General features: G+C 64.9%; 27 protein-coding genes. 15 read left to right on the top strand and 12 right to left on the bottom strand.

Annotated elements, in window-relative coordinates; translation table 11 throughout:
* Nucleotides 1-19: 19 nt before the first annotated feature.
* The 3 genes from NN4_RS14265 to NN4_RS14255 form a co-directional block, all read right to left on the bottom strand.
* A complete protein-coding gene (locus NN4_RS14265) occupies nt 20-1,477 on the bottom strand; it encodes a flavin-containing monooxygenase (RefSeq protein WP_186818415.1) in 1,458 nt (485 codons plus the stop codon).
* 98 nt (nt 1,478-1,575) lie between these two features.
* A complete protein-coding gene (locus NN4_RS14260) occupies nt 1,576-2,610 on the bottom strand; it encodes an AraC family transcriptional regulator (RefSeq protein WP_147130613.1) in 1,035 nt (344 codons plus the stop codon).
* Between the two features lie 190 nt (nt 2,611-2,800).
* Nucleotides 2,801-3,175, bottom strand: coding sequence for a DUF1801 domain-containing protein (locus NN4_RS14255; protein ID WP_147130610.1), 375 nt, complete (start codon nt 3,173-3,175; stop codon nt 2,801-2,803).
* Between the two features lie 114 nt (nt 3,176-3,289).
* Here NN4_RS14255 and NN4_RS14250 point away from each other — a divergent pair, with 114 nt between their 5' ends.
* The 5 genes from NN4_RS14250 (at nt 3,290) to NN4_RS14230 (ending at nt 6,472) form a co-directional block, all read left to right on the top strand.
* Nucleotides 3,290-3,721 (top strand): nitroreductase family deazaflavin-dependent oxidoreductase, encoded by a 432-nt coding sequence (locus NN4_RS14250; protein WP_147130608.1) that lies wholly within the window; start codon nt 3,290-3,292, stop codon nt 3,719-3,721.
* Between the two features lie 43 nt (nt 3,722-3,764).
* Complete coding sequence (locus NN4_RS14245) at nt 3,765-4,196, top strand: VOC family protein (RefSeq protein ID WP_147130605.1); 432 nt, start codon at nt 3,765-3,767, stop codon at nt 4,194-4,196.
* Between the two features lie 127 nt (nt 4,197-4,323).
* Nucleotides 4,324-4,530, top strand: coding sequence for a hypothetical protein (locus tag NN4_RS14240; RefSeq protein WP_147130604.1), 207 nt, complete (start codon nt 4,324-4,326; stop codon nt 4,528-4,530).
* A 598-nt stretch (nt 4,531-5,128) separates the two neighbouring features.
* The gene (locus tag NN4_RS14235; protein WP_147130602.1) at nt 5,129-5,881 is read left to right on the top strand and encodes a HEAT repeat domain-containing protein; all 753 of its coding nucleotides are present in this window, start codon (nt 5,129-5,131) and stop codon (nt 5,879-5,881) included.
* Between the two features lie 189 nt (nt 5,882-6,070).
* Complete coding sequence (locus NN4_RS14230) at nt 6,071-6,472, top strand: hypothetical protein (RefSeq protein WP_147130600.1); 402 nt, start codon at nt 6,071-6,073, stop codon at nt 6,470-6,472.
* Between the two features lie 346 nt (nt 6,473-6,818).
* Here NN4_RS14230 and NN4_RS14225 read toward each other — a convergent pair whose 3' ends face one another.
* Both NN4_RS14225 and NN4_RS14220 read right to left on the bottom strand, forming a co-directional pair.
* The gene (locus NN4_RS14225) at nt 6,819-7,247 is read right to left on the bottom strand and encodes a VOC family protein (protein ID WP_147130598.1); all 429 of its coding nucleotides are present in this window, start codon (nt 7,245-7,247) and stop codon (nt 6,819-6,821) included.
* A gap of 96 nt (nt 7,248-7,343) precedes the next feature.
* The gene (locus NN4_RS14220; RefSeq protein ID WP_147130596.1) at nt 7,344-7,751 is read right to left on the bottom strand and encodes a DUF5958 family protein; all 408 of its coding nucleotides are present in this window, start codon (nt 7,749-7,751) and stop codon (nt 7,344-7,346) included.
* Between the two features lie 165 nt (nt 7,752-7,916).
* On the opposite strand from NN4_RS14220, the gene NN4_RS14215 reads away from it, so the two are divergent.
* On the top strand, nt 7,917-8,471 hold the full coding sequence (locus NN4_RS14215; protein ID WP_147130594.1) for a dihydrofolate reductase family protein: 555 nt from the start codon (nt 7,917-7,919) through the stop codon (nt 8,469-8,471).
* Between the two features lie 480 nt (nt 8,472-8,951).
* Here NN4_RS14215 and NN4_RS14210 read toward each other — a convergent pair whose 3' ends face one another.
* The gene (locus NN4_RS14210) at nt 8,952-10,460 is read right to left on the bottom strand and encodes a glycine-rich domain-containing protein (protein WP_147130591.1); all 1,509 of its coding nucleotides are present in this window, start codon (nt 10,458-10,460) and stop codon (nt 8,952-8,954) included.
* A 733-nt stretch (nt 10,461-11,193) separates the two neighbouring features.
* Between NN4_RS14210 and NN4_RS14205 the strand changes: the two genes are divergently transcribed.
* Nucleotides 11,194-13,548 carry an MMPL family transporter gene (locus tag NN4_RS14205; protein WP_147130588.1) on the top strand — a complete coding sequence of 785 codons (2,355 nt, stop codon included), beginning with the start codon at nt 11,194-11,196 and terminating at the stop codon, nt 13,546-13,548.
* A 227-nt stretch (nt 13,549-13,775) separates the two neighbouring features.
* Here NN4_RS14205 and NN4_RS14200 read toward each other — a convergent pair whose 3' ends face one another.
* From NN4_RS14200 to NN4_RS14185, 4 genes are all read right to left on the bottom strand, one after another.
* A complete protein-coding gene (locus NN4_RS14200; RefSeq protein ID WP_147130586.1) occupies nt 13,776-14,363 on the bottom strand; it encodes a hypothetical protein in 588 nt (195 codons plus the stop codon).
* A complete protein-coding gene (locus NN4_RS47130) occupies nt 14,360-15,028 on the bottom strand; it encodes a glycine-rich domain-containing protein (RefSeq protein ID WP_443093875.1) in 669 nt (222 codons plus the stop codon). The genes NN4_RS14200 and NN4_RS47130 overlap by 4 nt, the downstream gene beginning before the upstream one ends.
* A 559-nt stretch (nt 15,029-15,587) precedes the next feature.
* The gene (locus NN4_RS14190) at nt 15,588-16,244 is read right to left on the bottom strand and encodes a nucleotidyltransferase domain-containing protein (protein WP_222595056.1); all 657 of its coding nucleotides are present in this window, start codon (nt 16,242-16,244) and stop codon (nt 15,588-15,590) included.
* 60 nt (nt 16,245-16,304) lie between these two features.
* Nucleotides 16,305-16,949: a uracil-DNA glycosylase gene (locus NN4_RS14185; protein WP_371865652.1), complete on the bottom strand. Its 645-nt coding sequence runs from the start codon at nt 16,947-16,949 to the stop codon at nt 16,305-16,307.
* A 331-nt stretch (nt 16,950-17,280) separates the two neighbouring features.
* On the opposite strand from NN4_RS14185, the gene NN4_RS14180 reads away from it, so the two are divergent.
* The 4 genes from NN4_RS14180 to NN4_RS14160 all read left to right on the top strand — a co-directional run bounded on the left by NN4_RS14180 (nt 17,281) and on the right by NN4_RS14160 (nt 21,811).
* Complete coding sequence (locus tag NN4_RS14180) at nt 17,281-18,486, top strand: cytochrome P450 (protein WP_147130580.1); 1,206 nt, start codon at nt 17,281-17,283, stop codon at nt 18,484-18,486.
* 115 nt (nt 18,487-18,601) lie between these two features.
* Nucleotides 18,602-18,961, top strand: coding sequence for a DUF1048 domain-containing protein (locus tag NN4_RS14170; RefSeq protein ID WP_147130578.1), 360 nt, complete (start codon nt 18,602-18,604; stop codon nt 18,959-18,961).
* Nucleotides 18,962-19,403: 442 nt separating this feature from the next.
* On the top strand, nt 19,404-20,525 hold the full coding sequence (locus NN4_RS14165) for an FAD-dependent oxidoreductase (protein ID WP_147130577.1): 1,122 nt from the start codon (nt 19,404-19,406) through the stop codon (nt 20,523-20,525).
* Nucleotides 20,526-20,950: 425 nt separating this feature from the next.
* The gene (locus tag NN4_RS14160) at nt 20,951-21,811 is read left to right on the top strand and encodes a haloalkane dehalogenase (protein WP_147130575.1); all 861 of its coding nucleotides are present in this window, start codon (nt 20,951-20,953) and stop codon (nt 21,809-21,811) included.
* Nucleotides 21,812-22,029: 218 nt separating this feature from the next.
* Here NN4_RS14160 and NN4_RS14155 read toward each other — a convergent pair whose 3' ends face one another.
* Together NN4_RS14155 and NN4_RS14145 are read right to left on the bottom strand one after the other, a co-directional pair.
* On the bottom strand, nt 22,030-22,452 hold the full coding sequence (locus NN4_RS14155; RefSeq protein WP_147130573.1) for a VOC family protein: 423 nt from the start codon (nt 22,450-22,452) through the stop codon (nt 22,030-22,032).
* Between the two features lie 681 nt (nt 22,453-23,133).
* The gene (locus tag NN4_RS14145; RefSeq protein ID WP_147130569.1) at nt 23,134-23,526 is read right to left on the bottom strand and encodes a hypothetical protein; all 393 of its coding nucleotides are present in this window, start codon (nt 23,524-23,526) and stop codon (nt 23,134-23,136) included.
* Nucleotides 23,527-23,592: 66 nt separating this feature from the next.
* Here NN4_RS14145 and NN4_RS14140 point away from each other — a divergent pair, with 66 nt between their 5' ends.
* The 4 genes from NN4_RS14140 (at nt 23,593) to NN4_RS14125 (ending at nt 26,027) form a co-directional block, all read left to right on the top strand.
* The gene (locus NN4_RS14140) at nt 23,593-24,120 is read left to right on the top strand and encodes a helix-turn-helix domain-containing protein (RefSeq protein WP_147130568.1); all 528 of its coding nucleotides are present in this window, start codon (nt 23,593-23,595) and stop codon (nt 24,118-24,120) included.
* Between the two features lie 303 nt (nt 24,121-24,423).
* Nucleotides 24,424-24,576, top strand: coding sequence for a hypothetical protein (locus NN4_RS14135; protein ID WP_222595055.1), 153 nt, complete (start codon nt 24,424-24,426; stop codon nt 24,574-24,576).
* Between the two features lie 399 nt (nt 24,577-24,975).
* A complete protein-coding gene (locus NN4_RS14130) occupies nt 24,976-25,272 on the top strand; it encodes a DUF6412 domain-containing protein (RefSeq protein WP_147130566.1) in 297 nt (98 codons plus the stop codon).
* A 287-nt stretch (nt 25,273-25,559) separates the two neighbouring features.
* Nucleotides 25,560-26,027, top strand: a complete 468-nt coding sequence (locus tag NN4_RS14125) for a hypothetical protein (RefSeq protein WP_147130564.1) — start codon at nt 25,560-25,562, stop codon at nt 26,025-26,027.
* Nucleotides 26,028-26,225 lie beyond the last annotated feature (198 nt).

The following is a 26,225-nucleotide window of genomic DNA, read 5'->3' as shown; positions in this document are numbered from 1 at the left end:
CGGCATCGACCGGTTTACGTCAGCCGGCCGCCTGCTCGTACTCGGCGAGGACCAACTCCCGCGTCGCCCTGGCATATGCGACATGCGAACCGGGCCACACGGCGAATACCTTGCCAGAGTCGGTGTGGTACCAACCCGGGCACCCGGAGGTGAATACCGTTGCGTGCGCACGTTTTTGGAGCTTCTCGTTGAACTGCTCCTGGACCTCGGGCCGCACGTCCAACCATCCGCCGGTGCGCTCGAGATGTTGCAGCGCCATCCGGATGTAGCGGGCCTGCTTCTCCAGCAGGAAGGTGATGGTGTTGGTGAGCGAGCCGGTGTTGGGCCCGTACATCATGAACAGGTTCGGGTAGCCGGCCGCGCAGATGCCGAGGTATGCCTGCGGTCCGTCCTTCCATTCGGTGTGCAGCGACCGGCCGTCCCGCCCGGTGATCTCGATCGGCGCCAGATACTCGTTCGGCGTGAAGCCGGTGCACCAGACGATGACGTCGACATCGATCTCGGTGCCGTCGGCCAAGACGAGTCCACGCGGACCTACCTGCTGGACACCCTCCGCGTACACGCCGACATGCGAACGTTCCAACGCCGGATACCAATCATTGGACAGCAGAACGCGATTGCAGCCGACCTTGTAGTGCGGCGTAACCATCTTGCGCAGCAGCGGATCTCGGATCTCCCGGCGGATCTTGGCCCGCAACAGCGCATGGTAGATGTGGCGCAGCGGGTCGGCGCGGTTGAAGATCATCGGGACACGCAGTTCGTACCAAAGCCATTCGGCATTGTGCTGGAGGCGGGGCAGGCCGGGAATCCGGTGCACCAGCCGATGCATCAGTCCGTCACCGCGGTGGTTGTACTTGTTGCCGACCCAGTACGGCGACCGCTGCACCACATGGAGTTCGGCCACCTCGTCGACGATCGCCGGGACCAGTTGCACCGCACTGGCGCCGCTGCCGACCACGGCGACCCGCTTGCCGCTCAGCTGTACCGAATGATCCCACTCCGCCGAATGGAACTGGTTGCCCGCGAAGATGTCCAGCCCCGGCAGCTCCGGAATCTTCGGCCTGGACAGTTGGCCGGTGGCGCAGATCAGCGCGTCGAATTCCTGACTGTCGCCGTCGGCGAAGGTCAGCCGCCAGCGCCCGTCCACGAAGGTCGCCGCCGTAACCTCGGTATCGAAGCTGATCTTGGGCGTGACCCCGTACTTGTCCGCGCAGCGCTGCAAGTATCGGTGAATCTCGGGCTGCGAGCCATAGCGCGCCGACCATTCGGTCTCGAGCTCATAGGAGAAGCAGTAGGCCGGGGACGGCACGTCGCACGCCGCGCCTGGGTAGGTGTTGGCGCGCCACACCCCACCCGCCGAGTCGCCCCGCTCGAAGACGCGGTAGCTGTGAATTCCGTTGCGGCCCAGTTCGATAGCGGCGGCAAGCCCGCCGAAGCCCGCGCCGATAATGGCTACCGTCGGTGTTGATCCGGTCATGTTCGCAACGATAGGAACGTCACCGTGCGCGCCCCAGGTCCGAGGCGGACAAGGTTGTTGTCCGTTTCGGACATTCGGCCATGCGGCGTTCGATCCGGTCAGCCAGGCAGGCGCCGGGCGCGACCCGGCGTCTCTCCAGTCCATCTGCGGTAAGCCCGGGAGAATCCGGCGGCGTCGTGAAAGCCCAGCCGGGCGGCGACGGCCGCCACGGGGAGCCCGGTACCCAGCAGTTCTGCCGCGAGCGCCGCGCGCACCTCGTCGGCGAGTTCCCGAAACGAGGTGCCCTCAGCCGCCAGGTTGCGCCGCAGCGTCCGCGGGTCGACGTGCAACCGGGCAGCGATCAGGTCCATCCCCGGCGCGGAGTCGAGGTCGGCGAGCAGCAGCGCCCGCACCCGAGCGGCCAACGCACCACGCCCGCGCCGCAGGTCGAGCAGCCGCAGGCATTCGCGCTCCAACTCGCTGGTGACCAGTGGGTCCGCGTTCGGCAGCGGCAGGTCGAGCACATCGCGGTCCAGCACGATGCGATGGCGCCGACAGCCCGACCGCAGCTCGATGTCGCCGATCCGCGACCGCACCGCGTCGGCTCGCGCGCCGGTCAACCCGGTTTCGACCCGCACACCGACGCTCGGTCCCAGCGCGATCGGAACCAGATGCGCGATCTTGACCAGCTCGCGTTCGACGAAGAACGCGCGGACATCCACGGGAATGTCCGCGTCGTCGCAGACCACCGCGACCTCGCGGTCTGCCTCCACCAGCCGTACCCGCACGAACGCGAAGGACAGTTCGACATAGCGGATGCCGAGCAGGATGGCGTCACGCAGCGTCGGGCTCGACATCATCGCGTACCCCCAGACGCCGAGGCTGCCGATGGTGTGCCTGCTGCCTGCCTCCGCACCCAGGCCGGGCCGGTCGCCCAGCTCCCGAATGAGGTTGCGTGCCACGGACAATTCCTGCGCGGCCTGCACCACTGTCGTCGGGTCGGTGAGATCTTCGGATCGAAGCCCGCTGCCGATCAGGCAGGTGGTCACCGACATCCCGTGCGCCACCCCGACCTCGACGAGCACGCGCACCGCTGCCGACCCACGTGGGTGATCCCAGGTGGGTGCCGCTTTACCGATATCGCCTGCCATCATGACCTGAGCGGACGATACCGGGCGCACCGGCTGTCACGGGACGGCGGGCACGATCACCCGGCCGCGAAGCGCCTGGTATCGGCGCTGTGGCGGTTGCGCGAAGACTGATCACCCGAATCATGCAAGGCAACAACGTCTCCGGCGTTTCATTCACGCTATGCGGTTCGAGCGGATCTCGGTCGCTGCCGACCTACTCGATCAGGTCGGTCTGGTGGGTGACAGCGCTGCGGATCAGGGCATCGACCGCTTCGGGAGACTCGAGGGCCCGCTCCACCGGGAGCTCACGCACATAGCGCGCCGACCCGTTCAGCAGCCCGGCGGGGTCGTCCAGTAGCGCGCCCTTGTGAAAGACGAGTCGTACTCCCTTTTTGGCGGCCGCGATCCCGCACAACCAGTCGTGCCAGCTGTTTTCGATGGTGAACGTGATGCGGCCCCACTTCACAGCCTGCTGAAGGCGGGGGTCCGCAGCACTGACCAGTGCTACAAGCTCCTCAGCTCGACCCCGCTGATTTTCGTCGAGTCCGGCGAGCCATGTCTGGATGTCTGATGCGTGCTCATCGGTCATGGCGGTATCTCCTTTCCGATAGCGCCATGGTCTCGTAGGGGTACGACAGGAGCGCGCATCCGCGTAGTATGTCGGCGCGGGAATAAGGCGGACGCAAGTAATGTTGGCCTGGTCATGGCCAACGAATCCGCAGAACTCAGCCCCACCGATTGGGTGCAGGACCAGACGAAGCAGATCCTCGAGACCGGGACCACCGAGGGCATCGATGTGCTCGGGTCGCCAGTGGTGTTGCTGACCTTGCGCGGCGCGAAGACCGGCAAACTGCGCTACACCCCGGTGATGCGCGTCGAGCACGACGGCAAGTACGCGGTGGTGGCGTCCAAGGGCGGCGCCCCCGAGCACCCCACCTGGTACTACAACATCAAGGCGTACCCGGAGTTCCCGTTGCAGGACGGCACCGTGACGAAGGACTACGTCGCGCGTGAGGTCGAGGGCGCTGAGCGAGCCGAGTGGTGGGAGCGAGCGGTAGCGGCCTACCCGCCCTACGCCGAGTACCAGGAGAAGACCGACCGGCTGATCCCGGTGTTCGTGCTCGAACCGAAGTAGCCGGTACGGCCCTGATCCGCGTCGCGCCGAATAAGGTTGTCGCATGACCGCTCTCGACTCTCCGATTCCGAGATTTCATTTGGCGATGCCGGTCGACGACCTCGACGCCGCGCGCCATTTCTACGGCGCGGTGCTCGGCCTGCCCCAGGGGCGCAGCGCAGAGACCTGGGTGGACTGGAATCTGCACGGCCACCAATTCGTCACCCACCTCGCACCGGACCGCCCGCAGCGGATCCACAACCCGGTCGACGGCCATGACGTACCGGTCCCTCACTTCGGCGTGATCCTGCCGATCCCGCAGTTCCATCAGCTCGCCGAGCGTCTTCGAGCCGCAGGCACCCAGTTCGTGATCGAGCCATACGTGCGGTTCGAGGGACAGCCCGGCGAGCAGTGGACGATGTTCCTGCTCGACCCCGCGGGTAATGCCTTGGAGTTCAAGGCCTTCGCCGACGACTCCCAGGTCTTCGCCACCTGACCGAGCGCCCCGGGTGTCGTCGACCAACAGTGGCCGTGGTCGAGCGCGCCCGCGCGTGCGGGAAGATAGGCACGTGAATGCTCCTGCGCCCGGGCCCATTTTCGATGTGATCGCAGTGTTGAACGGCATGGTAGATCTGCGGTCCTATCCACGCAGGCACCTCGTGCTGAGCTCCCCACAGACCGGCGGCTTCGTGTTCGGCTCGGCCGACTACCAGCGCGCGATCTTCGAACCGGTCGTCCACCTGGTCAACGGCATCGAACTGCTCGAATCGCAGGGCTGGGAGTTGGTGAGTGTGGTCGAACGGAACATCGAAACGTTTACTACACAATAGCGTTCATGCGCCGCACCTGAATTGAGCGACGCTTTCGCGAGCTGTGCTGGTCTGGTGATCGAATGGTTCGCTCGGAAGGCGAGCCGCCGGTCGGCGTCCGCAGCGATGCGGGTGAGCTCATCGTCCGAGGCCGCGAGGACACTCCGGCCAGAGTAACGCCGCAACCGAGCGGGCCACGCTTTCCGCGAAGCCCGCCCGGCACCGTTGCGGCGAACCCTAGCGGCGCGAACCCGGGCGACCGGCCTGCGGCCAACTCTGTTGCAGCACAGTCCTGCGCGGGCCGGCACTCGAATTGCGCCGCCGCTCTTTCTGGCCACGCGGATCCATTGCTCGTGCCGCCGCGCCGAGTAACAGCAGTACGAGGAGCGCGGCGCCTACGATGGTTGCCCAGAACAGCATCTGATCTCCGAATTCCTAAGCCTTGGGACGAAGCGGCGCTGCTGCCATCCGCATTCCGATAGTCAACTGGCACAGATGTTTTCATGCGACACCAAACTCCGCGAGTCGACGGCGAACAACGGGTGAACATTTGGTTGTGCCACAACGAGACCCGCCCGCCACTGGAGGTCCTCACAGCCACCGATCTATGGTTTGCGTTGTGGCCCTGCTAGTGCACCTGACACCGGAGAAGAACGCTCGGCGAATCCGCCGGACGGGCATCACCGCGCCCGGCTTCGAGCGCGGCGTCTTCTGCATGCCGGTGCTTGCCTCGTATGTGCTGTCGCATCAATGGTTACGCGAGCTACGGCGCGGCGGTCAGCGCCTGTTCATCGCAGTACATTTCCGGATACCCGACGACGAACCGGTCCTCGTCGGTCACTACTCCGACGCCGGCACGGAAATGACCGCCGCCGAAGCTGTTTCGCTGATCATGCGCGCCGAGGACGCCCGCGGCTACCAGGTCGTCGTACCCCGCTCCATCGCCCCCACCGAACTCCACCGGGTTCGGCACGTACGCCAGGTGACGGGATGGCGCTACCATCCGAACGCGCACGGCCGCCGCCCCTGCGTCTGCCCTGCCTGCCTGGGCCGCGGTGAATTCAAGTCCGCCGACCTGCGCCGCCGGTTCGCCACCGAAGGCCCGGAACCAACGAAACCTCAACTGCTGGAACAACTACGAAACGCGGACAACGAAGACGACCTGATCCTCGCCCTCTACGGTCTGGGCAGTCGCAGCCGCGGCGACGTCACCGACATCGCTCACCTCATCGACCACGCCAATTCCGAAGTCCGCTACGCCCTCGCGTACGCACTACACAACTATCGCGGCACCGAGGCCCGCCGCTTACTGGCCCGCTTGACCACCGACCCCGACCCCGAAGTACGCGAAGAGGCAACGAGGCGTAGGTAGTGCGAACGCATCGCGCGTCGGCAGCGGTACCTCGACGCGCGATGCGCTGGTTATATCCAGCCTCCGCAGTGCCGGTCGCCTGTATAGTTCGCCTCAACTCCAATCGGGGGAATCCATTGCTAGAGAGAGTAATTCAACGTGCATAGCTCCAACAGGGCAGCCGCCACCACCATGGCGACGCTCAGCATATTGGCCTCAGCCATCGCATTCACCGCGCCGCAGGCGGGAGCAACCGTCACGAGCGTCCGCGTCGAGACCGGACAGAGTTTCGGCAGCTCGGCAGATGCCCGCGGCACCGGCTGCTCCTACCCGGTCACCGTGATCACAGACCCCGGCAAGGAGGTGGTCCTGCTCGACCAGATCGGCGACGACCCGAAAACCGCGGACTACAAGCAATTCCAGCCGTATGAATTGATTGCGGATGCGTCGGGAGTGGCGCGCGCCACGTGGACCCCCGACCGGAAGGGCCCGCACAAAATCGTGGTCCTCGAACTCTTGGACGGTGACGACTTCGATGTCTACCTCCCCCGCACGGCAATGAACGTCGGAACCGGCATCAATCTCGGCCCTGCCTGCGCCGTCCTGCCCTGAGTGCTCGCCGCAGACCGGCGTGTCGCCCTCAGCTCCATGCTCGGCGACATCCAGTCTGCGGCGCCACGTGCCCTGCGTAGTGATGAACGACCCGCGCGGTCACGACGCCATCTCGCCTGGCCGCGAAGGCACTCGGCCGCCGAGTTGACTGCCTGGGCACAGCCCACTCCGTGAGGTTCCTGGCCATCGAGTTGGTCGAGTCCAGGCCGAAGCTCACCGAAAGGTGTTGGCCCAGATGGGTCTACGGCCCGATCGGCAAGATCCGCGTCGGCTACCCGCTCGCCATCTCGGAGCGCTGGCTGCGCCCGACTAAAGCACAGGCTGACACTCGCCCTGCTCGGGAGATTCAGTAAGTCGGCCAGTTACCCGGAGTCATGAGTTCGAGTAGGTGCTCGTCGGGATCCCGGAAGTAGATGCTGCGTCCGCCACGGGCCCAGTTGGTCCGGCCTTCGATCGGGATGTCGTGCGCGTTCAGGTGAGTTTCCCACTCGCTCAGTTGGTCCTCGGAGACCGCGAAGCACACATGGAGCCGGCCGCTGCCGTCGTGGGGTGGGATCTCGCCGTTCGGCAGAGCCGGTTCGGGCAGCACTTTCGGTTCGAGCGATCCGCCGCGGCGGAACAGCAGCAGCACATTGTCGCCCCCGATATCGAACGCGCACAACGGATCCGCGTCGAGAATCGGCTTCAGTTGCAGCACATCGGTATAGAACTTGCGGGCACGACCGAGGTCGTCGACATACAACGCGGACTCGATGATCCGGTCAAGTTTCGGCACAGTTCGCTTCCCTCCTCGAATACGATGTCCGAACCATCGTGCAACCTCGAGCCCACTCGAGGTCCAGCGTTGCGTGCATCACAAACACACGGAGCTTCAGGCTGTTATCCCCCGGCCCGACGGCAACTGGTGCCAAGCATGGCTGCACCCGTCGGCGCAGTAGCGTGCACGCCTGCGCTCGTCTGCGACACCCAACAGCGCGATCAGCAGGCGAAAGGCTTTGACCCGCTCGCCTTCTGGCAGGCCGATGATCTTTGTCAGCTGCACGTTCAGGTGCCCGCGCTGGATCAGCACCGCTGGGGTGTGGGTCGGTCGTATACCTGACCGGCGAATACTCTCCGCCCCGTCATCAATGGTGGCGCGCGCCTGAAGGCAGTACTCGGCAGCACGGCGCAGAACGACGAACTGTTGGTCAGCCCCGAGGCTTTCGAACCACTCCACGCCATCCGGCATAGGCCGCAACGCCTGCGCGAGCTCGTTCAGAACGATCTCGCTCTCGTGCATCTCGCCCCCACTCCCCCGACCGATCCGTCCTGCCACCCGCCACGGCCGGCGAAGCCGTGCTCGAAGTGTGACAGAACGGCGCCTACCAAGACATGTTTCTGCCACGAGTGCGGCGCTGCGCCAGACGCGATTGTGGGCGCTTCTGATCGGTGCTAGAACGGTGTCATGCGCCGACTGCTGCTCACCGAGAACATCACTGCCGATGGGCGGATCGAGATGCTCGATGAGTGGTTCGACCCATCTCCCGAGGGGGGCATCGAGGACTGGTTGGACGCGACGAAGCTCTTGGGCGCGTCCTCCGACGCGGTGTTGCTGGGTCGGCAGACCTTCGAGGACTTTCGCGGCCACTGGCCTCAACACACCGACGAGCCGGCCGGTGCGTACCTGGACCAAGTGCAGAAATACATCGTCTCTTCGTCGATGACGGATCCGCAGTGGCGCAACTCGACGATCCTCTCCGGTGACCCGGTCGAAGAGGTGCGTCGGCTTAAGGAGTCCGACGGCGGCGACATCACGTTGTGCGGCAGCCTGACCTTGGCGCACGCGGTGCTGGCAGCCGGGCTCGTCGACGAGATCCGGCTGCTCGTCTTCCCCGCCGTCCAGGGCCGCGGAAAGGGTCTGGTCGCTGAGGGCACCTCGTTCTCCGGTCTCGAGCTGCTCGAGTCACGGGCGTTGCGTTCCGGCGTGGCTCTGCTCCGATACGCCGTGACCAACGGCTGAGCTGCCCGGGGACCGGGAAAACCGGTTCCGTATCCGGATCGGCTGACTCGATGCTGCAGGACCGCAGCGAAGTACGGGTCGTGGGACCAGTTTCGTCGCGGGCGTGGTCGGCGAGCAGCGCCCCCTTCGTGTCAGAGGCGCCTGAACCCGCACCGACGGACGTCGGTTCATGGGTGGCTGAACCCTCATCACCGCGGCGACCGCGCCCGGTTCAATGGCCGGTCTGCGATCCGCGGTCTCGTCGGATCAGTGGCCGCGATGCGCGGAACAATTTGTGTCTCTAGATCATTCAGTCGGCGGATCTGTTGTGGTGGTTGCGGGGGTGTTCGCCGTTGCCCAGCGGTGTCGACAAGAAGAACTGACCACCACACCGGTGTATCCGGTGTGGTGGTCTGGTCAGGGAGGTGGGTGTTATCGGGTGCGGGTTCGAGTCGGCGGGCACGGTGTGAGCTGACCGCCGTTAGTGGGAGTTGTTCGCTGTCAGGATGCGACGATCATGATGCAACCGGGCTTTCCGGACTCGCTGTGCGAACCAGATTTGCCGTAGATGTCACTGGTGGTGCCGCCCTTGCCGCCGCTACCGCCGGTGCCACCCGTGCCGTTGGTGCCACAGGCGGTGGTCACGGCGTCTGGTGCGGCGATTGTTCCACCGGTGCCCGCGGTGAGAGCGTCGCTGGCGGTACCTGCGGCGCTCGAGTAGACCGTGGGGGTGGCTGTCAGGCCGTCGCCGGTCGCGGTGCAGGTCGGTGAGGTGCCCGGGCCGCCGCCGACGGACTCCTGGGTTGCGGTGCCACCCGTTCCGGGGGTGCCGCCCCCTTGCCCGTCAGGACTTCCGCTGGTCCCGTCCCGACCGGGGGCAATGCTTCTGCCGGTATAGCCGCCGCCGCCTCCTCCGCCGCCGGGGCTCAGCACGCTCACCTCGCCGGGACCGTAGACGGCGGTGGCCTCCTGGCCTCCAAATCCGCCTTCACCGCTACCACTGTTGGAAGAGGCGCCCCCGGCGCCGCCTTGGGGAACGGTCAGGTCGAGTACGGTCCCAGCGTGCAGACCGGTGATGGTGCAGGTGATCGCGGCTCCGGCACCGCCGCCGGCACCGCCCTGACCGTTCGCACCGTCACTCCCGTCCAGTCCGCGACTGGCGGCACCTCCGATTCCGCCCCCGCCGCCGCCGGCTCCGGCACCGATAGTCGTGATGGCGAGCGAGGTCTTTCCTGCGGGCACCGTGTACTGGGTGGGCCCGGGGGTCGCGCAAGCGGTCGTGTCACCGGTGACCTCGCAGGCCGCACCCGGGGTGATCACGACGCAGCCGTCCTGACCGGCTCTGGGATCTTTGTCAGGAAAGAGGGAATGCAGAAGGTACGGGTCAGCGCTTGCGCCGCCGAACCCGGCCAGGGGCGGGCACTGAGGGGCGAAGCCGTCCGGTGTGATCGTCCCGCCGGTGCTCTCGGTGTCGGGGGAAGCACTGTGCCCGGCCGTGCTGGTGGCGACGGCACCGAGGGTGGCCGTCAACCCGGAACCAGTCGCGGTGCAGGTGGGCGAGGTGCCCGGGCTACCGCCGGTGCCGGTTTCACCGGCAGTGCCATCCTGGTCAGCGGAGTCGTCGTCGGTGTAACTCCTTCCGCCGCCGCCTCCGGAGGCGGTGACGTCCACGCCGTCGGCGGTGGATCTCACCGAAGCGGACCCGCCACCGGAGGTCGAGGGCTCCGCGCTCTGCTTGCCTCCGGCCGGGACCGTCACATCCAGCACGGTTCCGGCCCGCAGACCACTGACGCTGCAGGTGAACGCCGCCCCGGCTCCGCCACCGAACCCATCGCTGCTTTCGGCCCCACCGGCGCCGATGACGGTGATCAGGATTTCGTTCACACCTCGAGGAACCGTGTAACCGAAATTGCCGGGGGTCTCACACACGGCCGACGTGCCTTCGGTCGGACAGTCCGCCGCGGCGGCGGCCGTGCCCGGCACACCCAACGGCAGCAACGCACCGCCCATAGCCAACACCCCCAGCCACGCCCACCCCACCCGACCGGAACTGCCTCGGTTTTCACCGAGCATCGCTGTCGACTTCCCTGTTCTGGTCACCACTGGTCTGTCTTCCTCCTGCCTGTTAATTTCACGGCCATACGCAGACATCGAGTTCTGCACTCGGCACTCGTCTCGCCCTCGCTGGTGCCGAGTAGCGCCTCGCGGATCACGTCGGTGCCAAACATTCGTCACCGCGACGGTTCCGGATGGCAAAACCACTCCACTAACGCGCCGCCCGCGCCTCGGGACCTTCATTTCGGCTGGCGTAGCAACGATGAGACGACGGCTCGCGCTGTGCCAACATCCGCAACTGCCGCAAACAGCGCGGTGTGAAGCGGCAAGAGCGGGGCTGCGGAAGATCGACGGCCAGAGATGATCTCAGCGTCGGCAACGCGCCAATATGTCGACTCCACGCACTGGACGCCGCGGTGGCATGCCAGGCACTTCCAGTCCGTTTTGGCCTCGCCGGAACGATGCCTGTGGGGCCGATGACCCTGATTCTTTCCTGAGAATGCGCGCGGTGTGGGAACTCGGCGATTGTGAGAGCCGTTGGCGGGGAGGCACATCGGGTGGGTTCAATGGTGGGAAGGATGCTGGCCACATGCGGGTAGGCACGGTCGGGCAGGTGCGTTTCGGCAGTATCACAGTGGGAGAACGCATCGAACGATTAACCGTCGCGTGCACTGTGGCGGTGGGGTGAGTGTTTGCGTGGTGGGGTGGCCTGGTTTCGCGGATCCGGTTCGTGGTCATCGGGGTGGTGGCCGCGGGCATGCTCGGTTTGGCCGGTTACGGGGCTGGGCTCGCGGATCATCTGAGTTCGGGCGGGATGTTCGACCCGACCTCGGAGTCCTCGGCAGCCGCGCGGCTGGCTGATACGGCGTTCGGGCGCAACCACGAAGGTGATGTCCTCGTCCTTTACACCGCCCCCGAGGGGAAGACGGTCGACGACCCCGAGTTCTCGGCCAGGGTCGTCGAAAGCCTCAACAATCTGCCGCGGCGATTCCCGGAGCAGATTTCGGGGATCACCGCCGCCTACTGGCGCACCGAAACGGGAAAATTCAGTGGCCCCCAAGTCGCGACCGACGATCGCAGACATGCCTTCGCGGCCATCGCCTTGCACGGCGATGACGACACGACGATGGTCCGTAACTTCCGGACTGTGAAGGGTGCCTTCGACATCGCCGGCGTTGATGTGCAGGTGGGCGGGTTACAGCCGGTGGCCGGTGCCCTCAACGACACCATTGCCGACGATATCCACCGGATGGAGTTGCTGGCCTTTCCCGTAGTCGGGCTGCTGTTGTTCTTCATCTTCGGCGGTCTTGTCGCTGCGTCACTGCCGTTGGTCGTGGGCGGGCTGACGGTCTTCGGTGCCTTCGGCATCGTCAAGTTCCTCACCGAGTTCACCGAGGTCAACTCTTTTGTCTCCGCGGTGGTTTCGATGATCGGGTTCGGCCTTGCCATCGACTACGGACTGTTCATCGTCAGCCGGTTCCGCGAAGAACTCGCCGAAGGCTATGACACTGCTACTGCCGTGCGGCGCACGGTCATGACCGCGGGCCGCACCGTCGTCTTCTCCGCGACGATGATCGTCGCCAGCGTCGGCGGGATGCTGCTGTTCCCGCAAGGGTTTCTGAAATCCTTCGCCTACGGCGCGATCGCCACGGTATCGATGGCGGCGCTGACCGCCATCACGATCCTGCCCGCGATGCTTGCGGTTCTCGGTCCACGCGTGGACATGCTGGGTATCAAGCGGTTTCGCAGGACCAGACCCGCCGAGGAGGTCGAGAACGGGTTCTGGGGCCGCAGCACCCGATGGGTCATGCGCCACCCGGTCAAAATATTGGTCCCACTGGTGCTGGGGCTCGTGCTGCTGATCCTGCCCGTCGGCAACCTGGCATTCGGCGGACTCAGCGAGAAGTACCTGCCCCCGAACAACCCGACACGTCTGGCCCAACAGGAATTCGACCAGCTCTTCCCGCTCCGCAAATCCGACCCCCTCGAATTGGTCTTCGTCTCCAACGACTCCAAGGCGGTCGGCGCACTGTGGAAACAAGCCAACACAGCACCGGGACTGGCCGCCCCCTTCGGTGTGCCGTCCCGCTCGACCACACAACCCGAGGTCTTCCGCACCACCGCCGCGCTCACCGACTCCAGCAACGCCGGGCCCTCCATCGATTACCTGCGTGACCTCCCACAGCCCGACTCCGTGCGTATGCTCGTCGGCGGTATGCCCGCCCTGCAGAAAGACAGCGTCGACACCCTGCGCTCGCGGATACCGTGGATGGTCACCCTGGTCGTGCTCGTCACGACAGTGCTGATGTTTCTGACTTTCGGGTCACTGGTACTGCCGATCAAGGCCGCCTTGATGAGCGCGCTCGGCCTCGGCTCCACCCTCGGAATCCTGACCTGGATCTTCATCGACGGCCACGGCGCAACGCTGCTGAACTTCACCCCGCAACCGATCACCTCGCCGGTACTGGTGGTCATCATGGCCATCATCTACGGTCTGTCCACCGACTACGAGGTCTTCCTGCTCTCACGCATGGTCGAAGCCCGCGCGCAAGGAGCCTCGACCACCGAGGCAGTGCGCATCGGCACCGCCCACACCGGGCGCATCATCACCGCCGCCGCGTTGATCCTGCTAGTGGTCGTCGGCGCGTTCGCGTTCTCGGATCTGGTGATGATGCAGTACATCGCTGTCGGCATGATCGCGGCCCTGGTCATCGACGCCACGGTGCTGCGCATGCTGCTGGTGCCAGCGACCATGAAACTGCTCGGCGACGACTGCTGGTGGGCACCACCATGGATGAAACGCATTCAGCAGAGAGTGGGTTTGGGCGAACCTGTCCTCGATGACGCGCACCCGCGTAACGCCAACCCCGTAGATCTGATCCGCACCACACCGGTCACCGATCCGGTCACCACACAGCTACCCGCGGTGTTCGGTCCCGACCCCGCACCGTCACCACAGCGGATATCACGACTCCGGCAACCCCGCCCGCCCCGAGCCCTCTCCACCGACCCTGAACCGCCCACCACGCCGATCCATCGATAGAAACCACACCACGCAAATGCCGCGACCCGCGCGTGGGCCAACCGTCCAGATCGGTCGGCGGACAAGGCTTCCAACGCGCGGTATCGGCTCTCCTCCCGTGTCAAGGCGCTGTTTGCAGGTCGACGGTATTGTTGTTTGTGGTGAGTCCGGATGGTTTGTCCGAAGTGCCGGCGTGCGGGGTTGAGCCGGTGGCGCTGGAGTCGAGAGTCGCCCACAGCTGGCATGACCTAGTTTTCCGATGGACGACCGGTGCCCTCTGGACAGTCGTGAAGGCGCTTCAACAGATTCTTCCTTGTCTCCACATCAGTAGCGTCCTCATTTCCGGAGCATTGGTTCGTCGAAATGCTGTCCCCATTTTCGCCAGTACCGAAGATCAGATAGACGCGGCCCGGCCGGAATATGTCGCCGCACATGGCCGTGTTTTCCCACGTTTCCACCGTGGTCACATCGGCGGTTGCGTTATCGAATGACTTGAGCGTCTGCAAAACGCTGACAGGGTACGCAACACGATCGGCCGCTTTGCCGGGTCGTGGTGCGCCTGTTATCTCGGCGAGAAAGACATACTCCGAGTTCTGGTGGGCAGTGCACAGTGAAATTTGTGCGCACTTGCATGCCGCCTTCACCAATGGGCACAGCTCCTGCGGCGCGGCGTGCACCGGCGCATTGAGCACAGCGCCTCCGAGGGCTATGGCGCAGGCTGCCGCCACACTGCCGACAATCCTGAGACATCTCATTGATCGGCTCTCCTGTCGACAAGATAAAGCATGGACGTTGAACAGCCCGCCGACGCGCTCGCGGTTGTCATACCTGGTCAAGGCTTGAACTCCAGGACCACGCAAGCCTTGTTACCGTGGCCGCCCTTTGTGCCATTCCCGGAGACCGAACGCCTGGAATCGGTTGCGCGCGTGGGTTTGCTGCCGCCGGTCCCGCCAGGACCACCGGCGCCTCCACAGGTTGCTCCCGTTCCCCCGACTGAGCTTCCCCCTCTCGCGGAATTTGGTACTCCGGCACTTCCTGTAATGACTGTCGGGGAGTCACCGGTACAGAACGACGCCTCCTTGGGGCCGCCGATTCCGGGGACTCCGTTTTCACCCGCCGCTTGGTCGGTACCGGCAGTTCCGCCGTCGCCGCCGAATCCGCCCTCGGCCGCGGCCACCTCTTCCCCTCCGACAGCGACAGCCGAGCGTTCCCCGTCACCACCCGCGCCACCTCGGGTAGCCGTTCCACTGGCGCTACCCTTGCCGGCCTTCCCTTCGGGGCCACCCTTGCCCACAGTCATCGTCACGACCTGCCCCGCAGTGACAGCCACCGTGCATTTAGCCCCGGACCCCGCACCGCCACCGCCACCACCCCCGCCGGGGTTGGAATTCCATCCACCGCCGCCACCCCCGCCGCCACCGCCGCCTCCTACGACGACATCCATATGCGTCATGCCTTCTGGCACTACACAGGTGGTCGTGCCCGAGGGAGCGCTGAACATTTCCGATTCACAGGGCTTGTCAGCGGCAAACGCCGACGGTGAGAACCAGACGGGTACCGCAGCCACGGCAACCAGCACCGTCATCGGCCTGACGACCCTGACCATGACATGTGACCAACATGAATCAGCGGGCCAAGCACCAGCAGTGAGAATAACCAACCTCCTATAGTCGAGAATCGATGTGGAGAGCTCACACACATTTGGGACGAAATAACGGAAATGGACGCCAACGAGAGAAGGCCGAACACTGCTATAGCGCTACCGGTCCCAACGATGTATTCGTAGCTGTGAACGTTCTGGATGATGTCGATTCCCAGCTGCCGCCCAGATTGCGTCCGCACATGCCGCGGAGCGCGCGGCTGGCCAACGCACGATAGTGCCGATTGCAGGCATCAGTTGCGGATTCGCACGGGGCTGGATGTCTCCGGTCGCTGTGCTCTGGCGGACGGTTGGCGTCAGGCGGTGGAAGGGGTTTGGTTTGGGGAGCGTCCAGACCCTGACGTCGACACCCTTGGTGAGGTGGCTCCTCAGAGTTGTGCGGATCCGAACAGGGGCGTTGTCATGGCATGCAGGCGCTGAGTAGGTTGTCGAGGATTCCCGCGGGGTCGTGTAGCGGGCGGGCACCGTCGGTGATGACGCGGAGTGTGCCGGGTTCGACGGGGTCGGTGACCGCCCAGTCGGGCGTTCCGACGTTGATCTCGACTTCCAAACCAGCGGCCGTGGCGAAGCGTTGTTCGTTAATGGGCCCCCATGAACGGGTTCTGATCAAGGTGCCGAGTTCAAGTTCGCCAGCCCAGGCAGTGTCGGTATATCGGGACTCGGCTGTGGTGAGTACGACAACGTCGATGTCGGAGTCGGGTCGGGCGGCGTTGCGAGCGCACGACCCTACGAGAAGCAGGCCCACGACATCGTCGCGGCCAGCGGCCCACCGGGTGACACGGTCGATGAACTCGTTGATGGCGGCGATCCGTTCAGGCGAGATCGCTGTCGGCTCGGTGTCGGGCTGGTCGTTGTGGTGCATGTGCACTCCCGGGTGGCTCGGCAGCTGATCAACGAATTCATCAAGCCGCGCCGGATCGGATACCGGCCTCGGCCGACGAACGCACTCTATGCCGCATACCGCGCTGAGCGAAGAGGCCACAGAGGTGTTGCGTTGACCTCCTGAGCCCACACCGAAGTGCGTGCGTGATGCGATCTCCCGGCAGGCATTCGTCAAAGCCGAGCTTTACGGCGCGGAGTCGTTCCGCATCGCGTTTGGACCGAGCACTGAGTCCCTTCAGCGACGGACGGTATCGCTGGACGACTTCAGCATGAGGGCCAGTTGCGCAATTGCGCTCTCGAAACGTTCCCGAGCCGGGGGCGAGGCAAGGCCACGGCGTGAGCAATGTGGCACCCCTCGCGGAAATATGTACAGGCTCCTTCGTACTGCGGCTCGTTTCCATCCATCCTCGGCTGCCCGCCCCAGACAAAGCACGATCTCGAGTTCGGGCAGGAGATCGACCATCTCTCGTGTCCAACGCGCTCCACGGCTGCGCTCGGCGGCGGTCGATCCGCCGTTGTCCCGGCTGATCGGGAAGGGGCAGACATTCCAGTGAACGACCTGTGACCAGTCAATCCCGTTGGCGGCGTACGCTTCTCGGCAGTTCTTAGCCGTCCAGTCGTCGTTGTCCAGGCTGAGCAATCCAGAACCGCCGTCCCGGGCGGCCTGGGCCTTTGTCGAAGGGTTGTCCAACAGCACGAGAACACGAGCGTGGACGCCGCCCTGATCCGGATCGACGTACGGAACGAAACCACGCGGGAGGCCTTCAGCATCGGCGATGTGATCGGCCAGGTGATTGAGCGGTGCGACATGAGACTGCCTGATGCGAGACTTCTTCTCATCCCGAACAGTTCGGTCAGCGTTGCGACCCAGCGTCGTCACGAGGTGCAGCATGACAGAAGCCGCCAGTGCGCGATAGCCATTGGCAGTCGATCGACTTATTTGAGCATCCGCTATGCCGCTGGTCGGGCGGTGGGCGCAGTGAGATCGATTGCGCCGCAGGGAGCCCGGACATGCCGATTATGCAGCGGTAGCAGCGGATCCGGGTACCGCGTCGGGCGATCCACTGCAGTGCGTTCGCGAGACTCCAGCCGGGCGTGACCGCCAGGCAGATCATGACAGCGAGCCTTGCGTCTACGTATACATATGCTTATAGTGGGTCTATAGCGCTTTCCGAGATCCCCAAACACCTGCTGCCGCAAGGGAACTGAGCATGAGCGAAGCTCTCCACACGATCACCACGCTACCGACAGCGCGTCAGCCTGGCTGCCCGTTCGACCCCCCGGCCGAGCTGATCGAGGCCCGCCGACAAGGCCCGATCAGCCACTACACCTTCCCCGGCGGAAAACCCGGCTGGCTGGTCACCGGATACGACCTGGTCCGGTCGATCCTGTCCGACTCGCGATTCAGTTCACGCAAGGAGCTCATGCTCCACCCGACCATCGACTACTCGGGCTTCGAGATCCCACCGGCACCGCCCGGCGAGTTCCTGCTCATGGACGAACCGCAGCACGGGCGTTATCGGAAACCGCTGGCGAGCAAGTTCACCGCACGGCGCATGCGACTGCTCACCGAACGCGTCGAGCAAATCACCGCCGACCGGCTCGACGCCATGGAGAAGGCCGGGCCGCCGACAGACCTGTTGGCGGCGTTCGCCAGACCCATCCCCGCCATCATGATCTGCGAACTGCTGGGGGTGCCCTACGCGGACCGGGGCTCCTTCCAGGACAACGTGGAGTCGTTCATGGGCGGGGAGATCAGCGACGAGGACCTGATGGCGGCGGTTACCGCGACCTACGAGTACCTCACGGCACTGGTGGCCGCCAAGCGCGCGAACCCTACTGACGACGTGCTCAGCGAGCTCACCGACACCGATCTGACCGATGAGGAACTGCGGGGCATGGCCCTGGTTCTGTTGGCGGCAGGCTTGGACACCACCGCGAACATGCTGGCACTGGGCACCTTCGCGCTCCTGCGCCACCCGGACCAACTCGCCGCGCTGCGCGCCGATCCCGCGCTCACCGGCCAGGCAGTGGAGGAATTGCTGCGGTATCTGAGCGTCGCCAAGACCTCCATGCGAACAGCGCTGGAAAACGTCGAGCTGGCCGGCCAGACGATCAAGGCCGGACAGGTAGTCATCGCGTCGTACCACACCGCCAATCACGACCCCGAGCGCTTCGCCGATCCCCACGCGTTCGATATCCACAGGCCAGCCGGCGGACACCTCGCCTTCGGCTACGGCGCCCACCACTGTCTGGGAGCGCAGCTCGCCCGCGTCGAAATGCGCGTCGCTTTCCCGGCCCTGATCAACAGATTCCCCGCACTGCGCCTGGCCGTACCGGCCGACGAGGTCGCCCTGCGCCCGGAAACCGCGGACATCTTCGGGGTGAAGAGCCTCCCGGTCACCTGGGACGTGTGACCGCAGGATCCCTGCTGCCGAAAAGGGCAGGGCAGGAATATCTCTACGAGTTCTGGAGGACCTGGAGCTTCCTTGCAGGACAGCTCGAACAGCTCCCCAAAGGAGGAAAATAACCATGCCCGATACCGAAAAGGGCGGCTTCATCTCCAAGGTGGTCGGCCCCAAACTGCGCTGGCGCAAATACAAGTCGCGTGTGAGTCAGCTGCCGCCGAACTACCGCACGGCCGTGGAAGCGATAGAGCGATACATGATGCACTTCGTGCCGACCGACGGCGAGGCCAGCATCTCGATGTTCGACGATCTCGCCGACCGGTTCGAGCAGGCCGCGGCCCAGGGCACCCCGATCCGCGAGATCGTAGGGCCGGACCCGGGCGAATTCGTCGGGACACTTGTCCATAACTACACAGACGGCGGCTACGTCTCCGCCCGGGTACGCAAGAAACTGATCGAGGCCATCGCGCACGCCGAAAAATAAAGCGCCGGCTGACGGCGTTGACCGCCTGAGCCCGCACCGATTACGTGGCGTTCGCTCTGGGCTGGCGGGCGGTCCGTCGTCAGTAGCGGCTGCCTCGGACTGTTGCCAGCGGCGCCGACAGCAGATACCACGGCGAGTGAGTGTCACCTCTTTCCGGTAGCACCCCAACGGCACCCCGAAGGACTGTCGAGCCGTCGAGGCTGAACCTGGCGGGCGCGGTGCGTCGCAGCGTAAGCGGCCCCGGCTGCCGCGAGGCGGATGCCGAGATATAGTCACTGGGTCGCGAAAAGCGATGTTCCGCGCAATCTCTCCGCAGGACATCGTTCGTACATCGATCCAGATGGTTCTGATCGTTGAGCGTCTCCTTGCTGAGACCGGGCATCCCGCCCGCTCCAGCACTGACCCGTCGCCGACGCGTGTCGGCGCAACAGAGGAGCGCAGCATGCAGAAGACCATCGCCATTGTCGGAGCAGGACTGGGCGGGCTGACGCTCGCCCGGGTGCTTCAGACTCACGGCATCACCGCGACGATCTACGAGGGGGAAGCTTCGGCGAAGAACCGTGCGCAAGGCGGCCTGCTCGACATCGATGAAGCGATCGGGCAGGTCGCGCTTCACGCAGCCGGTCTGTACGACGAGTTCCTCACTCTGGTCCGCCCAGGCGAGGATGCCAAGCGGGTGGTCGACCACCACGGCACGATTCTGCTCGACATCCCCGCAGACCCTGGTTCGGCTCGTCCCGAGGTGGACCGTGGCGAACTCAGGCGCCTGCTCATCGACTCACTGGCGCCCGGGACGATCAGGTGGGGTCACAAGCTCGACTCGGTCCGGCACCGTCCGGAGGGCGGCTACGACCTCACCTTCGCGAAAGGTCCCGCCACACACGCCGACATCGTCATCGGCGCGGACGGTGCCTGGTCGAAGGTGCGTCCGCTGCTCACCCCCGCCAAGCCTCTCTACAGCGGAACCTGCTTTATCGAGATCGCCCTCACCTCAGGCGGTCAGAACTGTCGGGCGAGCGTGGCCGCGATCGGCAGTGGCACGCTGATGGCGGTCGCGCCGGGCAAAGGCATCATCACCCATCGCTACGCCGACGGGCAGGTGCGCGGATACGTGGCGCTGAACAAGTCCGAGGAGTGGATGAGGTCGATCGACTTCGGCGACCCGTCCGCCGGCCTGCGTCAAGTCGCCGACGAGTTCGATGGCTGGTCGCCGCTGCTCACCGCCTTCGTGACAGAGAGCGAGGTGGAGCCGTGGCTCCGACCCATCTATGCCCTTCCGGTCGGGCTCCAGTGGGACAGGGTGCCCGGCGTGACGCTCGTCGGCGACGCCGCGCATCTGATGTCTCCCTTCGCAGGCGAGGGCGCGAACCTCGCCATGTACGACGGCGCGGACTTGGCGAGCAAGCTGGTTGAGCTAGCCGACATCGAGGTCGCGCTCACCGCCTACGAAGAGCGGCTATTCCTGCGTAGTAGCGACGCCGCCGGCCGCTCGGCGCATAACCTGGCGGCCTTCTTCGGCCCGGAAGCACCGCAGAGCGTAGTCACTCTCTTCGATCACTCCTGACACTTAAACCCGGTTTCGCGATCTTGGTTGTTCCAGAACGCCGTGACCGCCACGACGGCTACGAGGGCGCGCCGGGCCAAGGCCAGTTGGACCGGTGCTGGCTGTCCGGATGCGGCTGCCTCGCGTAGCGCGCTACCTGCCCGTGCAATACGTGGTCGTGTCGATCAGGCCGCGAGCAGTTTATGCAGGCGTGGGCGGCCATCGAGTTCGGCGGCAACGGCGTCAAGATGCGCACCGCCAGGCGGTATGCGGTGGCAACGAAACAATGTCTCAGCAATGTAGAAGATCGGCGGGCCATCAGATAGTTGCACTATGGAACTCGTCGGAACCGCGTCCGGAACTGCCGGCTTGTTCAATGGTGTTGTTGGTGGGTCTACCGCGCCCGGGTGGACCACATGTAGCCTCGCCCGAGAGGGAGGGGCCTGATGTTGATCGACTTTGTTCCCGACGGGGATCTGTACCCATTCGAGTCGCGTTGGTTCGACTCGCCTGCCGGCCGGGTTCACTACATCGATGAGGGCACCGGACCGGCCATACTGTTCTGTCACGGTGCTCCGGCGTGGAGTTTCCTCTACCGCAACATCGTGAAGGACCTGCGCGATCAGTACCGGTGCATCGCCGTCGACTACCTGGGTTTCGGATTGTCCGAACGCCCTGCGCGTTTCGGCTACACCATCGCGGAGCACACCACGGTCCTCGGCGAGCTGATCGATCACCTGCAACTCGACGACTTCGTTGTGATGGGACACGATTGGGGCGGACCCATCGGTCTGGGCGCGGTCACCGCCCGCGCGGACCGGGTGCGGGGAATCGTGCTGGGCAACACCGTGTTCTGGCCGATCGAAGCGATGTTTAATCGGGCTTTCAGCGCGATCATGAGCAGCCGTCCGATGCAGCGGCGGATACTGGAACAGAATTTCCTCGTCGAGCGCGTCCTGCTCGCAGAGCTGGGTCGCACACTCACCGCGGCCGAGGCCGAGCACTACCGCGCGGTGCAACCCACTGTCGAAGCCCGGCGCGGACTTGCCATGATGCCCAAACAAATTCGTGCCGCGCGCCCGCTGCTGGAGCAACTCGCCCGAGACGTGCCCGTCCTGCTCGGCGACAAGCCAACGCTGCTGGTGTGGGGCATGCGGGACATGGTGTTCCGTCCGAACGACTGCGTCCCGCGGATGCGGGCCGCCTTCACCGATCTCGACATGGTCGAGCTGCCACACGCCCGGCACTTCATTCAGGAACATGCACCGGACGCGATCACAGCGGCGATCGCAAAGCGATTCCCGTAACCCGCTGGGGCGGTGCCGACGCACTGCATTGCCGCATGTCGCGCGTTGGTCAGTGGTCCAGAATGGTTGGCTGGCACACCTTCTCAACGGTCGCTCTTGCCGATGAGCGCGCGCGTACCCTCGCTCCGCCGTCTCCCGGAAAGCCAGACGGATGCTGCCCGACCCGGTGCAGCCGGGCGTTCGAGTCGTCGTGTTCAGCGCAGCTACTCGGTTCTTGATCAGTGCTGCTGAGCCGCGATGTTGAACATCCAGCTGATTCCGAATTTGTCCACGAGCGAGCCCGCCTCGTCGCCCCACACCTGCTGTTCGAGTGACAGCGTTACAGTGCCGCCGACCGATAGCTTCTCGAAGTAGCCGCGAAGTTCGTCGTCGTCGCCACCGATGAAGACCGCCACGTTGTTACCTGGCTGATAGGGCGGGTGGCCGAGCCGGTCTTCCGGGAAGTCCCATCCCATCAGCGTGTAACCCGCCTGCGTGTCGAGTCGGGCGTGCATGACGTTGTCGGCGTTGGGCGATTCCGGTGAGCCGAAGTCCGCGGCCGTTCCGACCACCAACTCACCGCCGAAGACCTCCCGATAGAACTCCATCGCTTGCCGTGCATTGCCGTTGAACACGATGCACGGATTGACTCCAGAACTCACGTGACGCTCCTTCGCGACGTGACCGATCGGGCTCTCCGACGGTCGCCGAGACAGCCTTTCAAATAATCACGACACCTCCTGTCGTGATTATTCGCAGAACCTGCGGGCACGTGCAGTGATCGACTGGTCCATGCTGCGTCAGCGTGGAACGCACTCTCTGTTGTGGCACGCGGTGACGCACGAAGCCGCCCGGCTGCCTGCGGCCGGGCATGAGCCGTTACCTGCTCGCGGTCAGGGTGGGAGCGGGAATCTCGGCGACGTGGTAGCAGCAACGACCTGGCCAGGATCAGCAGACCCGCGGTGGCGAGAGCTGTACGTGGGCTGGTGGTGGCGGCGTGCACTCCACTTAGTCGGCGGCGGGGCCCGTGGCGCCGATTTCCGTCGCCGCTTGCTGGAAAGCATCGGCCTTCCGCGCGAAGTAGTCGAGGAGCCCGCTGCCGGGGTGTGTAACCGCCGATGGTGTCGCCGATCTTGCGGCGGGCGGGGGCGGGCACCTAGTCGAAATCGACGGGCTGGGCGATCGGCTCGACCATGACCGTGCGGCGATCGAAGCGTGCCTGCCCGAGGTGCGGACCAGTTCGGAATTCGCTACCGCACCGGACAGCCTGCACTTGTCCTGATGTGCGGGTACGGGTGCGACGTGGCCTACCCCCGCCGACCGACACTCGCACCCGCTCGTGACTATCCGCGGACCGCGCCGGTCACGGAACCGTTGGTGAGCGAGCCGACGAGTCGGTCGACCTCCGGGGTACTGACGAGGATGACGTCGAACCCCAACTGCTCGGCAGTCGGCTTGTCGATAGCCAACCGGAGCGCGGGAACCGACCGGCGCACGCTCACGAACAACGACGTGCCTGTCCCGATCCCCCAGCGTCCGACCTTCACGACGCCGGTAACCACCAGACCGGAGCGAGCGCCCGGTGTAGCGGAAAATTTGGTCGGTCGATCGACACGCTCAGCCTCGACTATTGATGCGACCGGAACGACCAGCCGCTTGCGCTGACCGGCGAAAAGGCGCTCCCACCACCCCAGCTCGATCCGTACTGCCTCTTGGTCCACATACACTGCAGCCACTTTTCCTCCAGCCGACCTAGAATGTTTCCGATACCAGTATTATTACCACATTTGGGAGTAATGGCAATGCCTTCGTCTCGCCCTTCGCTGGCCGAACTGCTGCATCAACCGGTGCGGTGGCGGATCGTGCAGGCGCTGATCGGGCGCACGCTCACCACGGCTCAGCTGGCCGAGCAGCTACCCGACGTCGCGGCGACAACCCTGTATCGCCATGTCGGCGTGCTGGTAGAGGCCGGTGTACTCACCGTCGTGGGCGAACGTCGCATTCGCGGCACGGTGGAACGCACGTACGCGATCGGCTCCGGCGCAAGCGATGCGGGCGAAGGGGGTGTGGATCCCGACCAGCTTCGAACGATGTTCACCGTGTTCGTCGCGGGATTGGCCGGCGACCTGGACCGCTATCTGTCCCGCGAAGAGATCGCGCCCGAGCGCGACGGCATCGCGTTCCGTCAAACCGCGGTGTTGCTCTCCGATGAGGGATTCACCGAGTTCGTCACCGCGCTGGGCGAACTGCTGACCCGGTTCGCCGCCAACGAAGCTGCGCCAGGGCGGACCCGGCGGATCGTATCCACCGTGTTGATGCCGGACGGATGAGCGCGCAAAGGTCGGTGCCGTGCAACGCCGGTCACCGACCCTCGCAACTGATGATGGCATCAGCGCAAGGGACACCGAGGCATAGCTTCGCCGGCGCAATCGGGACCTGCAGGAAGACCTCGACCTCGCGGTCGCCGCCATCCAACGCCCAACTCTGGACAATCATCAGCCGCGGCAGAGACTCGAGGCGGCACAATCGATCGCGCCGCTGCGACCCCGACCTCCATCCGGTGACCCTCGAGTCGGACAGGCGAGGTGCCGCGCTGGTGCTGTGTTCAGTTGCGCAGCATCGCGGTGGGGGTGATGCGTAGTCCGTTGCCGGTTCGGGTGGTCCCGATCCTGATCAACAAATTCCGCACACTGTGCCTGGCCGTACCCGCCGAGCAGGTCGCCCTACGCCCGGAAAACGCGGACATCTACGGCGTGAAGAGCCTCCCGGTCACCTGGGACGTGTGACCGCACTCGCGTCCACGTACCACGAACGTCCGATAATGCGCGTGGCGCGCGTTCCTGTCGGCGTCCAGACGATCTCGTGAACGCACGATATTGCCGACGAGCGAGCGTTCGACCGAACATGACCAAGCGGTCGGCCGAAGACTCAGGGAACGTCCGGATCTGCCGATGCGCGTGCTTCGGCTGCGTCCAATCGGTTGAGGTGACGACGACAACGGCCGCCCGTGATGTCCGACGTGAGCACGGCATGTCTCTATCCCGCGTGGGATAGAGACACATATCGGGCAGCGAGAATGTATCTGAAAGCTAAGTAAGAGAACACTTTCCGGCTCCCTTCATCTTCGACGCCCGGCAAGGTGTCCTAGGCTCAGGCCTGCCTGAGTGGCGCGGTAGGCTCATGGCATGTTCACTCGGGCCCAGTTGCTGGCTTTTGCGGTTTTCGCAGCTGTCCTGCCCGCGTTGGCCCTGTTCGCGCTGCCCGATCGGCCGCTGTCCTTCGCGCTGGTCGGAGTCGTCGCCACCTCGCTGTTCATGGCGCTGGCGTCCATCCAGACGACCCGCCGGATACCGTTACCGCTCACCCGCACCGGCTCGCCGTCCTCGGCGCAGCAGCGGCGGCGCGGGTCTTTCCTGCGCCAGAGCAATCCTGACACCGCGGGCCGCCCACGCCCCCGAGCACCGGGTATCGCCGACGCCTGACGATCGTCTCGGCTACCACCGCGTGGGCGCCGAAGCCGCCGAGTCAAATCGACTCGCCTGATCCCGCGTCAGCTCCCGCCCCTGGATCAGGCACCAAACCAAGCCGCGGCCTCTGACGCATCGTAAAACAAAACTCCGTCGTCCCGGCGAACGCCAGGACTCAGGAGGCGGGCCGCCTCGAGAGCTCCTCAACGTCAAATGTGGCCTTGGACTCCGGCGTTCGCCGCAGAGACGGCAGCGAGATTACCCGTCGACATTCTTAAGACCAGACCGGTAAGGACATTCTGTTGGACAGAACCTCACAGCACCCAGCACAACCACAATCGCAGCCACCCTCAAGCAGTGTCGCCGCGATCATCGCCGGCATCCTCGCGGTGCTCGGTGCCCTGCGCGAAGCGTTCGGATTGTTCGGACTCATCGTATTTTTCGCGATCCCGATCTTCACTCCCCCATTCGAGTACGGCTGGTCCTTCGCCATACTCCAACTGCGGCTTATCGTGGTGGCGGCGTCCGCGATACTGCTGCTGATCGGCGGTATCCTGATGCTCATCCGCAAGAAGATCGCCCGTGTCCTGCTCGGGGTGGGTGGCGTGGGTACCGTTGTCCAGTCGATGATCATCACCAGTGCCGAGAGCAACACGATCACGGTGAATACGGATCTCGACGCGGTATCGGCCGTCGGCATCGTATTGAACATCGTGATGCTCATGTTGACGTTCCTGCCCAGCACAGCACGCTGGTTGACTTATCGGTAGATCCACCGCTGACGCCAGATCGCTGCCATCGCCGCGACGCTCGAGAAAACCGGTCCCGCATCTGCCGCGACCCGCGCGGTCGGAGCGGTCAGCGCAGGTCCGTGAAAGAGCAACGGGCCGAGATCAATCCCAGCATCGGCAACGCGCGCACATGGCCGAATTGAGGATGGACCTTCTGGCTGGGGTTGGTGACGACCA

It is taken from the genome of Nocardia ninae NBRC 108245 (assembly GCF_007990755.1).
GTDB classification, from domain to species: Bacteria; Actinomycetota; Actinomycetes; order Mycobacteriales; family Mycobacteriaceae; genus Nocardia; species Nocardia ninae.
The sequence above is the reverse complement of the archived record's forward strand: the minus strand, read 5'-3'. Positions and strand labels throughout refer to the sequence as shown.